Below are 13,381 nucleotides of genomic sequence, written 5' to 3' on the forward strand. Positions count from 1 at the left end.
TAGAGTTTAAACAAGAGCTTCCCGCACTAACAAAATGGGCATTTTCCCGTGATGATAGTGTGGGAAGTTTTTGTAATATATGGTAAGATAAGCAAAGCTAAGAAGTTTACTGGACTAGAGGAGGTTGTATGATCTACGTGAATCAGGCCGGCTATGCGCCGGAAGGGGTAAAACACGCAACTTTGGTGGGGGATAAGAACTACACACTCTGCAACAAGGACGGAAAAGTGGTAAAGAACGGTGAGTGCGAGCTTTCATTTGATGCCAATAGTGCAGAGGAAGCAGCAGTTATCGATTTTTCAGAGGTGAAGGAAGAGGGTACATATTACTTCACAGATGGAAAGGGTAACAAAAGCGCTGAGTTTGTTATCGGAAAAAAGCATTACGACGAAGCTCTCTGGGCTTCCATGAAGATGTTTTATTTCCAGCGTTGCGGCATGGAGCTTGAGGAAAAGTATGCCGGAGTATTTGCAAGAAAGGCCTGCCACTGCGGCGGCGGACACATGCTTGAGGATAAGTCCATAAGACGCAAGATGCTGGGCGGCTGGCATGACGCAGGTGATTACGGAAGATATGTGACAGCAGGTGCTGTTGCCCTCGGACACATCTTATATGGTTATGAGATGTTCCCTGAGGAACTGGGGCTGGACCTCAACATTCCGGAGAGCGGCGGTGCGATGCCGGATATCCTTGCTGAGTGCAAGTATGAATTAGACTGGATCCTTGATATGCAGGACGAGGACGGTGGCGTTCATCACAAATGTACATCCCGGAATTTCTGCGGATTTATCATGCCTGATGAGGATGACCTTCCGATGGTCATCACTCCTGTATCAAGTCTTGCAACAGCTGACTTTGCAGCAATCATGGCTCTTGCAAGTCGCATTTACAGACAGTACGACGCTGCTTACGCTGACATTCTTGCAGATGCAGCAAGAAAGTCATGGGACTGGCTTGTAAAAAATCCTACCTTCCTTTTTGAGAATCCGAAGGAAGTTACAACAGGAACCTACGAGGATATGTGCGATACCGACGAGAGACTTTGGGCAGCTACCGAGATGTATCGCCTTGATAAAAACGAAGATGCAAAGAAGATCATTTTCGCTGTAATGGAGCTTCGCATAAATCTCTCATGCCTTGGATGGGCAGACGTCGGAGGCTTTGGAACTCTTGCTGTTATAAACGGCGGAGCTGAGCTTTTCGGAGAGGACCTTTACAAGAGAATGACTCTTAAGTGGCTTGATGAAGCTGACAGATTAAAGGGACTTGCTGAGAGTAACGCCTTTGGAATTACACTAAGACCTGAGGAATTCACCTGGGGAAGTAACATGGTGGTTCTCATGAATTCCATGATCTTATGTGTGGCTCATCGTCTTACAAAGGATGACAGCTATCTTGAGGCGGCGGAGTATCAGCTTGATTACATCTTCGGAAGAAATGCTATGGACCTTAGCTATGTGACAGGAATTGGTGAGAGAGCATTCAGACACCCTCATCTTCGTCCCACAGAGGCTGACGGAATAGATGAGCCTATCCCGGGATTCGTATCAGGTGGTCCGAACTACAGACCCTGCGACGAAGCTGCTAATCCTGATAACATGTCAGATAAGCCTGCCATGAGAAGATATGCGGATGATATGAGATCCTACTCAACCAATGAGATAACAATTTATTGGAATTCACCTCTTGTGTTTGCACTTGGGTACATGAATTCGGTTAAGTGATGATTAGTCCTCACAGTGAGGATGAGCTTTGAAATAGAATTAAATCTGTGTAATACGGACCTGATTCAGTGAATGAGTCGGGTCTGTATTTTTTTGATGGTATTTTGACTTTGGAATAAGTGATATGGCGGATGAGATTGGGCAGTGTGTGAAATAGTGATTTGTAACGGTACTTCAACGTGCTAAATAGGAAAATTAACTGTATCGTTTTCGCCATAATCATAATTTATGCGGAGATGGCTGGGAGTTATATTAGTTACATCAAATAGCAATGCAAATCCGAAGCATCTTCGGGGGACATAAACAAAGTGTGATGCAAAGAAAGGTGAGTATTATGAGTAAAAAGAAATTAGTTAAAAGCAACAATCGTAAGATCTGTGGCGTATGTGGTGGTATCGCTGAGTATTTCGGAATTGATCCATTCATTGTCAGACTCATTTGGGGAATCTTAGCATTTGCATGGGGAACAAGTATTTTCGTTTATATCCTGCTTGCATTTATCATGAACGACAGTCCTGATTATATCGAGGGTGATGAGTATAGATCAGAGCCCAGAAACATCGAGGAGAAGAACGTGATCAATGCAGAGCCCGTTGGATTTAGACTGAACAACGGCGTTAAGGAAGAAATTTACCGCTAATCACAGCGCAGGATAAGCATATATAGAGGGAACTATATATTTGATATATATTGAAGCCCCGGAGCACGAGAGGGAACGTGTTCCGGGGCTTTTTGTAGTGTTTTTTTGTTTGGTTTGTGGCCTTTTTGGGAGCGGTGGCGGTGGTTTGGTGGAGGGGTTACGTCTATCTGTGGAGTTGCTTCTAAACTGGTTGTTGCGTTGGAGTGCTGGGGCGGTGGCGTTACGTCTATCTGCTTGATTGCCCTTTAATCGGTTGCCTCGCGGGGGCTTTGTTCCGGGCGGTGTTGCGTCAATCCGCGAACAATTATTCCAACCGGTTGCACTGAGAGAAAGCTTGTTGGAAGGGAGTTACGCCTGGCTGGGGGCTTGTCCCTAAATCGGTTACTTCGCGGTGGCTTTGTTCCGGGAGGTGTTGCGTCAATTCGCGAACAATTATTCCAACCGGTTGCATTGAGAGAAAGCTCGTTGGAAGGGAGTTACGCCGGCTTGGAGGATTATTCTTAAACCGGTTACCTCGCGGTGGCAACATTCAGGGCGGCGTTACGCCAATCCGCGAACTATTATTCATACCGGTTGCATTGAGAAGAAGCTTGTTGAAAGGGTGTTACGCCGGCCTGGGGGATTATCCCTAAATCGGTTACCTCGCGGACGCTTTGTTCCGGGAGGTATTGCGTCAATCCGCGAACTATTATTCATACCGGTTGCATTGAGAAGAAGCTTGTTGGAAGGGAGTTACGCCTGGCTGGGGGATTGTCCCTAAATCGGTTACCTCGCGGTGGCTTTGTTCCGGGAGGTGTTGCGTCAATTCGCGAACAATTATTCATACCGGTTGCACTGAGAGAAAGCTCGTTGGAAGGGAGTTACGCCGACTTGGAGGATTATTCTTAAACCGGTTACCTCGCGGGTGCAACATTCAGAGCGGCGTTGCGTCAATCCGCGAACAATTATTCCAACCGGTTGCATTAAGAGAAAGCTTGTTGAAAGGGTGTTACGCCGGCCTGGGGGATTATCCCTAAACTGGTTACCTCGCGGGTAAAATCCACATAGATGAGGTACGTCAATCCGCGAACAAAACCTCCCATAGACTTCACACCATTCATTTCGCCTTATTATTAGTCTTCCACAAGAACAGTCTGATAAGGAATAATGTTCCTCGTACGCATAACTCTGTGCACATAGCTATCCATGCACCTTTGAGTCCATACTTTGAGCCAAGAAATGCAGCAAGTGGGATTCTTACAGTCCAGACGCTTATGAGATTGAGTACACTTGAAAGAAGTGTCTCCCCTGCGCCTCTGAACACGCCGGCTGCAACAATTGAAGCACCGTAAAGTGGCTCAGCAAAGGCCTCTATTCTTAGAATCTGAGTTCCCAATTCTCTGATCTGCTCATCAGGAGTGAGGATTCCAATCATCTGCGGTGCAAGTATCCACATAAGTGCACCACTTAATCCCATTATTGTCATGCCAAGAGCAACCGCAATAAAGCCCAGTCTTTTTCCCAGAGCTTTTCTTTTTGCACCAATACACTGTCCGACAACAGTTGTTGCAGCGACACCTATTCCAAAGCCCGGCATGTAGCACAGACTCTCTGCGGTTATTGAGAATGAATTAGCTGCAACAGCGATAGTTCCAAAGGGTGAAACAATTCTTGTAAACGCAACGTAAGCAAAGCCCATGATGATATTGTCGATTGCAACCGGAATGGCTATTTTTAAAGCCTTCGGCAGTTCTTCATTTGCAAAGATCCTGAACCGCGGAATCTCTTCTCTTCGTCCTGCAATGTGCAGCATCTCTGAACGAACTAAGAGAAGATAAAGCATGATGCATGCTGTAATAACTATGGATATAGATGTACCAAGAGCCGCACCAACTACGCCTAATCTAGGAATGAGCAGCGCATTAAATAGTACATCAAGTGCACACATAATAATGCTGAATATGCTGGGAAGTCTGATGTTTCCGCTGGATTGGATCATTCCCTGGGATACATAAAGCATCTCATGAATTGGAATTGTCAGAGCATAAACAAGAAAATAGTTTGACGCATCATGTCTTATTTCCGGTGCACCACCCATCCATGTGGGTAAGAATCCGCTTATGATAACGCCTGTCGCAGAGAGGACAACACTAAACAAAAGCGCTGTAAGAAGTCCCCATCTGACTATCATTCGCGCACCGGCCTCATCCTTTGCTCCAATTCTGTGTGCCACGCGTACCGTAAATCCCATACTTGCAGCGGTCATAACTCCGCCAAAAAGCCAGGTGGTACTTGATACGAGACCTATGGACGCCGAGGCTCCAGCACCCAAATGCCCTACCATGGATGCGTCTATATATTGCATTATTATTGATGAAATCTGAGCTAAAATCGCCGGAAGACTAAGATGAAGAATCAAAGAAATCTCTTCTCTTAAAGTAAGCTTTTGACCATTTCTTATTGCCTTTAATGGATCTTTCGTTGTCATTGAAATCTGTTCCTTGTTCGTCATTTTCCAGAAATGGATATTACTTTGCACACTATTTATTGTCAAGTATACGTATCTTATTGGCTCTCTTTCAACTTGATTTTTTCACTGCTTAACCGATCTGAATAATTGTTCGCGAATAGACGTACCTCATATATGTGGATTTCACCCGCGAGGTAACCAGTTTAGGGATAATCCCCCAGGCCGGCGTAATTCCTTTTTAACTTGCTTTCTCTCAGTGCAACCGGTATGAATAATAGTTCGCGGATTGACGCAACGTCGCCCCGAAACAGAACCTCCGCGAGGTAACCGATATAAGTGTAATCGGACAAATTGACGCAACGCCGCCCGGAACAGCCCCTGCGCGAGGTAACCAGTCGATAGTAAATCAAACATATAGACGTAACTTCCCCCTCGCCAGGCGGCGACACATCGCTTCAGAAAATAACAACATTCCCACAAATGATCCCCACAACAAAAACTGACATATCAAATAACGATTTTTAAGAAGCCCTTCCACCACACTTCACCCTATAATCATAACTGTAGTGCTAAGAATATGTTTCGACCACAGTAGTCCGGGCATATAGAATCCGAGGAGGTTGCAGAGGCATTTGATGAGCTTCATAAGAGCGGAAAAGTTAAATACTTCGGCGTGAGCAACCTTGTGCCCATGCAGATCGAGCTCCTTAAAAAGTATGTGAAGCAGCCCCTTGTTATCAACCAGGTGCAGCTCTCCCTGGAGCAGTCACAGCTTATCGATCAGGCTCTTTACATGAACAACAAGACCACTGAGTTTTCAATAAATCGTGATGGCAACGCACTTGATTACTGCAGACTTAACGACATAACAATTCAGGCATGGTCACCTCTTCAGGTTGGCATGTTTGGCGGAACCTTCATTGACAATCCGGATTTCCCTGAGCTCAACAAGGTTCTTGGAGAGCTGGCAGACAGAGAAGGCGTGTCCAAGGCAGCAGTAGCAATCGCATGGATCTTAAGGCATCCGGCAAAAATGCAGGCGATAATCGGAACCATGAATCCTGAGCATATCAAGGATGTCTGCACTGCGACTGACGTTAAGCTCTCACATCACGATTGGTATGAATTATATCTTGCAGCTGGAAAGTTCTTACCGTAAAGTATACTCATAGACACAATTTAATCTGATAATATTGAAAAGGATGGCTATGGGGGCAAGAACAAAAAAGGAATGGATCATAAGATCCGTGATTTTGATGGTGGCGCTGGGATACGTGATTCTTGCTTACGGAATGACGATGGTCATTAAATCCGGTGCGGGAACGCTTATATGTGTTGCGCTGGTTGAGCCTGTTGCCGGAATATTCCTTCCGGTGAATGAGAGGATAGTTGCCGGAATTATGAAAAAATTCCGTTACTAGATAAATTTAAGAAAGTCAGAAGAGGAAAAAATGAATGAGTGAAACAATCTATTTTGCAGGGGGATGCTTCTGGGGAACCCAGAGATTTTTTGATCAGTTTGATGGAGTAGAGAGTACGGAAACCGGCTATGCCAACGGACCGACACAGAACCCCACCTACGAGGAGGTCTGCAACGATTCAGGCCACGCCGAGACAGTTAAGGTGGTGTACGACAGCAGCAAGATAAGCCTCGAGGAGCTTATCGATGATTATTTCAAGATTGTCGATCCGGTTTCAGTTAATAAGCAGGGCGGGGATGAAGGAATCCAGTACCGAACAGGAATCTATTATACAGACAATGCGCAGCTTCCGATCATTCAGAAGAAGATGGAGGAGCTTGAAAAAGAGATCGGCCAGAAGAGTGCTATTGAGGTGTGTGAGCTTGAAAACTTCTACAGCGCTGAGGAATACCATCAGAAGTATCTTGTGAAAAATCCTACAGGATATTGCCACATTCCTGCTGTGATGTTCGAGCTTTACAAGAAAAAGGGCAAGGCAGAGTAAGCGCTTGTATAGTGGATTTTTGCATTGTATAATTAACAAGAATCTTAATAAAAATTTTTTTATGAAGGTGCTCTTATAGGGCACCTTTATTGATGTGAAAGGGAACTATGAAAAAAAGAGTAATGATGTTGCTTTTGGCAACCGTGTTGGGAATTGGAGCTACAGCTTGTGGCAGTGACAAGGATAGTCAGGATAAGTCTGAATTTGTCATGGATGAATCCAAAAAGAAGGCGGATACAGAGACTTCAGAAGACTCAGAAGCAGCCACAGATGAATCTACAGAAACTACTGAGAACGCAGATGCTTCTTCAGAAGAAGCTTCAGCAGAGAATAGCAAAAACTCAGAAGATGCTGAAAATGCAGAATCTGAATCCACAACAGAAACAGATGCTTTAGATGAGACAGAAACCGCAGAAACCCCCGATGGTATCTGGGAGACCTACCTGGCTTCCTTCGACAAAGATGCAATCGGCATGGATGATGAGAATGGCAATCCCTACACCATAATCTACAAGGGACAGTTTGCAGACGATACCTTCACTGCCTACGGTTCAATGGGCTATAGAAGTGATTATGATTCTGACAGCACCTATATCACCGATGAAGAGCCGCATGTTTTCAAGCTTAGTGAGGATGCGGTCTATAACAACACCAAGGGACAGAAGGTAACGAAGGAAGAGTTCGCAGAGCTTTTCAATGAGGGAATGTCCAAGAAGTATCATCTCGGAATTCTGGTAAAGGAGGGAATGGTATCCCACTTCTTCCTGGATGAAGTTAACTTTGCACCCAATCTTCCGTCCGAGCAGGCTGCTACGGATATGAGAGACTTCTTCTTCCCGGAGGGTGAGGGCGAGTATAACTATGACGTTTATAATCTCATGCTTGAGGATGATGAGAGCGTCAAGGTGAAGGTTGAAAAGAAAGAGACCTACAGCGAGGGTGATGTTTACACCATAACTCTCCTTCGTGATGAATGCCCCGGAAGTACAGATGTGGACGGTTCTGACAGATTCAGACTTGGCTACTACTATGTAACAGAAGGCTCAATATATTACCTCAGAGACATTGTGGACGAGACTCCTGCTGAGGAGGACTTCTTAGAAAACGGCGTAGTTGTCTGTGCGCCTGAGGATGATGAGAGCACAGTGGATACCTTCGAGCTTAGAATTGAGCACGATGGCGATATCTGCAGATACAGATGCTGGGATACCGCAGTTGAGACAGGCTGGTACTGCAGAATGGAGTGGACTAAGGGAGTAGGACTCACCTACTACAGATCCGGCTATGGCGCAGAAGCAGAACCCATCGAAATAGCCCTCGAAGGCGTGGAAGTAGATCGTGAGTCTTAACTGAATCGATAGACGCGACATCACGATAAGCGCAGCAGATTTTCCAGAATCCTGACAACCCAAAACAAAGGGGGACCAATCATGACAATACACCAAATCCTACAAAAACAAATCGATTCAATATACGGCAAGAGCCTTGGCGAGAAAACCGGCAGGGTTCTTATCCCTGCCTTCATTGGAGACTTCCGCAAGGTTCTTGAAAAGAGCGACCTTGGCACCACAGTCTCCGAGGAATACATGACTGAGGATAAGAAGATGCACCTTATCTTCACGGGACAGCGAAGGATGGGGGCAGCAGGCTTCGACTTCATTGTCACATCCTGCAAATGCAACGATAAAGAGCTGCTGACAGGGGAGCTGTCACTCTTTCCTGCAATAGCAGGCCTATAACTTCTTTCAGGGGGGACATACTTGGAGGAAACGTATGAAAAAGAAATTTATCATTTCTAAACTTCTGATCTTTTCACTGATGATATGCTTCGTACTTGGGAGCTTAAGGTTTAACGTCAATGCGGCGAAGAAGAAATTCGCCTATGATTACGGCGTGTTCCTGTCGGTTAATTCCGGGAAAAGTGCCTTTAAGAAATTCAAGGATTACAAGACGATAGTGATCGATGTTCAGAACGGCTTTTTGGCAAAGGATATTAAGAAGCTTAAAAAGCAGGGCCACAAGGTCTACAGCTACATCAACGTCGGTGCCATCGAGAATTACAGAGATTACTATAAAAGCTACGAGGACATAACCCTCGGTGTATACGAGAACTGGCCTGATGAGAAGTGGGTTAATGTCCATGATGAAAAGTGGCAGAGATTTATTTTGGATGACCTCTCATTGAAGATCATTTCCACAGGCGTGGACGGCTTTTTTGTGGATAACATAGATGTCTATTACCAATACCATAACGACGATATCTACTCCGGCGTGGAGACCATACTTAAAGGCCTTAAGAAAAAGGGCAAGGTCATCATCAACGGCGGAGATACATTTGTCACAGAATATTATGATAAAAACAGAAGCCTAAATGATATTCTTGACGGCGTAAATCAGGAGACTGTTTTCTCAAGGATTATCGATTATGACAAGGATAAGTTCGGGAAAAACAGCTCCTTAGACGCAAAGTACTTCAAGAAATATATGAAGCTTGTAAAGAAGTGCAGGAAAAAATGCTACCTTCTGGAATACACGAAGGATAAGAATCTTAGCAACAAAATCCAAAAATACTGCAAGAAAAAAGGCTATAAATACTATATTTCAGATAAGCTGGATCTTTCTTAAAAAGCTGCCGGATACCTCAAATGCTCCAGCTGCTTGGTGACCTTCTCCTTTGTCAGTGGCTTTAATATCAGGCCGCTGCAAAACATATCCAGAGCCTTCATGGCGTTAGCCGGATTCTCGGTATTGAATATTATGTTTGCATAGGGATTTAAATCGATCAGCTTCTGTGCCAGAACAAAAGCGTTCTCATTAGATAATTCCGCATCGATAAATGCGGTGGAAATGCTATTGGTGGTTGCGTGGCTGTAGGAATCAACAGCGTTGCTGAAGCTGTCGAGACGGTCGTTGCTTATAATATCTGAAATCATCAAAGAGTATTGTGTCTTTAAATCAGGGTTATCTTCAACCAGAATAACTGAACTGGTAGCACTATCCTGATAATCTGCCGGCATGTCGGATCTATCCAAAGCGCCGCCGCTTGGATGGTCCGATTTGTTATATCTTACAACAAGGTCAGATATACTGATATTCAGAGCGCGGGAAATTTTGCCCAGCATTTCAAGGTCGGGCTTACGTATTCCGACTTCCCAGTTTCCAACACATTTTCTTGTGACGAAAAGCATGTCTGCAAGAGCCTTCTGTGACAGACCCTTCTTTTGGCGAATCGCCCTTAATTTTCTACCGAATGTTTTGCCAGTTTGCATATTTTTGGATCCCCCTCTCCCACAATAAATACAACCTGAACATGTTAATATTGTAAAATAATTGATAGTTTACAGCAAGACTTTAGAAGTATTCATTAAGCATAAATAAACAAAGAGTTAAATGGTGTTTTACGGGGGCACGTTCTGTTCCTTTTGTTATGTAAAGGCTCATTTTTGCGGTATAGTAAAAGAGTATATTCATATTATTTGGATAATTGGAATATTATAAAAAATTCCTATGAAAAACAGTTTTTTTGGTGGGGGGACACATATGCTAAAGCTTCAATTTTTGACTGAGGATATTTTTCAGATCAGTCAATTTCAGTTTTTGGCAGTGACTCAGATACTTCTGATCATTGGCATGTATGGAGTTTTTATCAAGGCAGGAGTTAGGAGCAAGATAGTATTTGTTCCATTCATACATTGGATAAAGCTTGGAGAGATTCTGGAACATGAGTGGCTTGGAATATTTATTTCCTTCTTTGGAATACTAAGACTCATGCTGATACAGATGTACGACCTGGACCCGTGGGAGGGTGACCCAACGGCGGTTATAATGCTAAAGTTCATATCCTACGGATTTATAGTTTGTACGATTATATATTCTTTAGCGACTATTATTATGTTCAAGTACCTGGTGGATTGTTCGGGGAAGAGCATGTTTTGGGTAATACCCTTCGCCTTTTTACCGGGACTTACAATGACCTATTGGGGAATGAATAAAAATGTGAGGGTGGATGTATGATGAAAAAAGGCTTGGGACGGGGTACTACAAGATTATTAATAAGGGTTATGTGCGCTTTTCTTGGGGCTATGCTTATATGCACAAGTCCTGTGAGAGTATTGGCGCTTACACCTGCTGAGGAAAAGGCCCAGAAGAGAGCTGAAGAGGCAGCAAACAAGGCATATCAGGATGCTATTGCAGAGGGCATGGATGATTCAGAGGCTATGGCTGAAGCCCAGCGAGCTTCGGAGGAAGCCCTGAATAACTCACTTCCGTATTACGAGGAGTATGAGGAGCAGGCTGCTGAGAACGCGAAGCAGCTGGAGGAAGCCCAGGCTGCACAGAAGGCTGCGGAGGAAGCTCTTCAGAATCAGACATCTGCGATACTTGAACAGACACAGGCGTTGGAAGAAATCTCTGATATGGTGGAGGCTCTGGGAAAAAAGGAAGAGGAAGAAGGAGCTTCCGTGATAAAGGTTGCTGAGACCAAAACCTCCCATGAGAATCCCTGCATAACCTGGTTTGTAAAGGGTATAGATCAGAAGGTCAAGGAATCCGAAGCATTTATCGGCTCCAGAAGCATAGAGATAGCAGATAGCGGAAAACTTGGCGCCGGCGCAGGTCCTGCACCCAAGACACTTTTATTGGTGGATAACTCCAATTCTGTGTCCAAGTACAAGGATAAGATCAAGACCATCCTGACAAGACTTGTGTGGAACCATCAGCCCGAGGAGAGATTCTCACTGGTTGCATTCGGTGAAGAGATAAATGTTCTTTTAGACTTTACAGATAACTATGATGATGTGCGAATGGCCATTGATAAGATGACCTATAAGGATCAGAGCACATACCTTAGAAATATTCTCTATGATGAGATAAAGGCAATGAATGATGATGGCGAGGATGATTTTAACCGTATCATCATCATCTCAGATGGAACAGAAGAGAGCCGACTGGGAGTTACCTATGAGGAACTGACAGACCTTATAAAAAGTGACATCTACAAGTGCCCTATTTACACCATAGGATGTCACTATCAGCCTGCGGTGGGAGATCTGGATAAGCTGTTTGCATTATCAAGAAGATCATCAAGTCCCTACTTTGCGCTGGAAGATTATGAGGATGTTAACCAGATTGCGGATATCATCCGTGAAGATGATAAGACCATCAGATTTTTCAGATTCTCTGTTCCTGATGATCTTAGAGATGGCTCAACCAAGACCATAGGTCTGCACCTGGTATATGAAGAGAGTGATTACATGTTTGCACACTCTACTCAGGTACCGATAGCCTCTGCCGATGTTCTTAAACAGGTAGCTGAGGATAAGAAACTTGCGGATGAGAAAGCAAAAGAAGAAAATGCAGCATTAAGAAGCGAAATAGATAGTCTTAGGGAGGCCGGAGAAAATAAGGACAAGACAGAGGAAGTAACTGAGTCGCAAACAGGCGATACCGGTGATACGCAAAACCCCGATGATTACTATTATGATGACGAAGATTATGACATGACCTTCAGAGATGTGATGTTTTACTACATTTATCATAACGCCCTCTGGATATCGCTGATATTTATAATAATCAATTTTGCATACATCGGATATAAGAACAGACATACCAAGAAGGTTCGCAAGGTTGAGGAGGAAGAGAAAAATGAAGAAGCTGTGACGGAAGAGCTCAGCTCTGACATAAACAGTGCGATCTACCTGTTTGAAACCAGCAGACCTGATGTGAGATATCCGATCAAGATCGGAGAGGAAAAGATAATAGGAAGATCAAGGGCAAGATGTGATATCACATTCCCTACAGATAAAGCGATGTCGGCAAGGCAGGCCTGCATAAGAGTTGAAGCCGGTGATGAAACAAAGGCAGTCCTTGAAAATCTGGATACGCAGGGTGGTACCAGTGTCGACGGACAGGTGGTGCAGAACGATATCACCCTTAGAAACGGAGCCAGAATAAAGCTCGGATCTACGATACTGGAGGTCAGATATGAATGATATGACTGATATAGGTTTAGATATTGAGTCCTTTTTTTACGATATGTTTTTAGATGACCCATTATCTTTATTTATAACAATCATAGAAGTTATAGCTATAATTCTGGTAATCATACGATTCAGAAACAGTAAGAAACAAACTCAAAGGTTAGAGGAACAACAGAAAAACCTTATGATGTTAAAACTGACGCAGGAGCTTACGAATCCGCTGTGGGTAGAGCACGGAGGAAAGCCTGATATGAAGGTGGTACCCTTCGAGACGAAGTGGACGGAGGCTCAGGAGGATGCCACTGAGGGAATCAGAGTGGAGCTTGATATAAAGAACTCTAATGCAGACAGGAAGTATACCTTTGTGGTTCAGGATGCTATAAGCGTAGGTAAGGATGATGCCTGCTCGATCACGATTGCAGATAATTCGATAGAAGATAAGCATCTGGAATTTTTTACTGAAAATGGAGAGCTGATGGTTAGAAAGATATCTCCAAAAAGCATGGCAGTATTGGAAAGGGAGAGAGATTATAAGAAGCTTGGGGAAAAGGCGTTGAGAGTTGTGGATAAGGATGTAATCCGACTCGGACACAGTGAACTGACAATCGAAATGATAAGTTAGAGG

The 13,381-nt window shown here is 44.2% G+C and carries 13 protein-coding genes; 11 read left to right on the forward strand and 2 right to left on the reverse strand.

Annotated elements, in window-relative coordinates:
• Positions 1-128 precede the first annotated feature (128 nt).
• Both G587_RS23635 and G587_RS26690 read left to right on the forward strand, forming a co-directional pair.
• The gene (locus tag G587_RS23635; protein ID WP_035787345.1) at positions 129-1,724 is read left to right on the forward strand and encodes a glycoside hydrolase family 9 protein; all 1,596 of its coding nucleotides are present in this window, start codon (positions 129-131) and stop codon (positions 1,722-1,724) included.
• 334 nt (positions 1,725-2,058) lie between these two features.
• Complete coding sequence (locus tag G587_RS26690) at positions 2,059-2,364, forward strand: PspC domain-containing protein (RefSeq protein ID WP_081673432.1); 306 nt, start codon at positions 2,059-2,061, stop codon at positions 2,362-2,364.
• A 1,096-nt stretch (positions 2,365-3,460) separates the two neighbouring features.
• Here G587_RS26690 and G587_RS0119065 read toward each other — a convergent pair.
• Positions 3,461-4,831: an MATE family efflux transporter gene (locus tag G587_RS0119065; RefSeq protein ID WP_026493547.1), complete on the reverse strand. Its 1,371-nt coding sequence runs from the start codon at positions 4,829-4,831 to the stop codon at positions 3,461-3,463.
• 586 nt (positions 4,832-5,417) lie between these two features.
• On the opposite strand from G587_RS0119065, the gene G587_RS23645 reads away from it, so the two are divergent.
• The 6 genes from G587_RS23645 (at position 5,418) to G587_RS0119095 (ending at position 9,403) form a co-directional block, all read left to right on the forward strand.
• Positions 5,418-5,972 (forward strand): aldo/keto reductase, encoded by a 555-nt coding sequence (locus G587_RS23645; RefSeq protein WP_330364571.1) that lies wholly within the window; start codon positions 5,418-5,420, stop codon positions 5,970-5,972.
• Between the two features lie 49 nt (positions 5,973-6,021).
• Complete coding sequence (locus tag G587_RS0119075; RefSeq protein ID WP_026493548.1) at positions 6,022-6,234, forward strand: hypothetical protein; 213 nt, start codon at positions 6,022-6,024, stop codon at positions 6,232-6,234.
• Between the two features lie 34 nt (positions 6,235-6,268).
• Entirely contained in the window at positions 6,269-6,778 is a 510-nt protein-coding gene (msrA, locus tag G587_RS23650) for a peptide-methionine (S)-S-oxide reductase MsrA (protein WP_035787347.1), read from the forward strand.
• Positions 6,779-6,885: 107 nt separating this feature from the next.
• Positions 6,886-8,127 carry a hypothetical protein gene (locus G587_RS0119085; protein ID WP_026493549.1) on the forward strand — a complete coding sequence of 414 codons (1,242 nt, stop codon included), beginning with the start codon at positions 6,886-6,888 and terminating at the stop codon, positions 8,125-8,127.
• An 81-nt stretch (positions 8,128-8,208) separates the two neighbouring features.
• Entirely contained in the window at positions 8,209-8,517 is a 309-nt protein-coding gene (locus tag G587_RS0119090) for a hypothetical protein (protein WP_026493550.1), read from the forward strand.
• Positions 8,518-8,551: 34 nt separating this feature from the next.
• Complete coding sequence (locus G587_RS0119095) at positions 8,552-9,403, forward strand: endo alpha-1,4 polygalactosaminidase (RefSeq protein WP_026493551.1); 852 nt, start codon at positions 8,552-8,554, stop codon at positions 9,401-9,403.
• Here the strand turns inward: G587_RS0119095 and G587_RS24775 are convergent.
• Positions 9,400-10,047, reverse strand: coding sequence for a helix-turn-helix domain-containing protein (locus G587_RS24775; RefSeq protein WP_051201162.1), 648 nt, complete (start codon positions 10,045-10,047; stop codon positions 9,400-9,402). The two genes, G587_RS0119095 and G587_RS24775, sit on opposite strands and share 4 nt — an antisense overlap.
• Positions 10,048-10,318: 271 nt before the next feature.
• Between G587_RS24775 and G587_RS0119105 the strand changes: the two genes are divergently transcribed.
• From G587_RS0119105 to G587_RS0119115, 3 genes are all read left to right on the forward strand, one after another.
• A complete protein-coding gene (locus G587_RS0119105) occupies positions 10,319-10,792 on the forward strand; it encodes a hypothetical protein (protein WP_026493552.1) in 474 nt (157 codons plus the stop codon).
• Positions 10,789-12,768, forward strand: a complete 1,980-nt coding sequence (locus G587_RS0119110; RefSeq protein ID WP_026493553.1) for a VWA domain-containing protein — start codon at positions 10,789-10,791, stop codon at positions 12,766-12,768. Before G587_RS0119105 ends, G587_RS0119110 begins: the two co-directional genes overlap by 4 nt.
• A gap of 172 nt (positions 12,769-12,940) precedes the next feature.
• Positions 12,941-13,378 (forward strand): FHA domain-containing protein, encoded by a 438-nt coding sequence (locus tag G587_RS0119115; RefSeq protein WP_196812625.1) that lies wholly within the window; start codon positions 12,941-12,943, stop codon positions 13,376-13,378.
• Positions 13,379-13,381 lie beyond the last annotated feature (3 nt).

This window comes from Butyrivibrio sp. XPD2002 (assembly GCF_000423945.1).
Classification (GTDB): Bacteria; Bacillota; Clostridia; order Lachnospirales; family Lachnospiraceae; genus Butyrivibrio.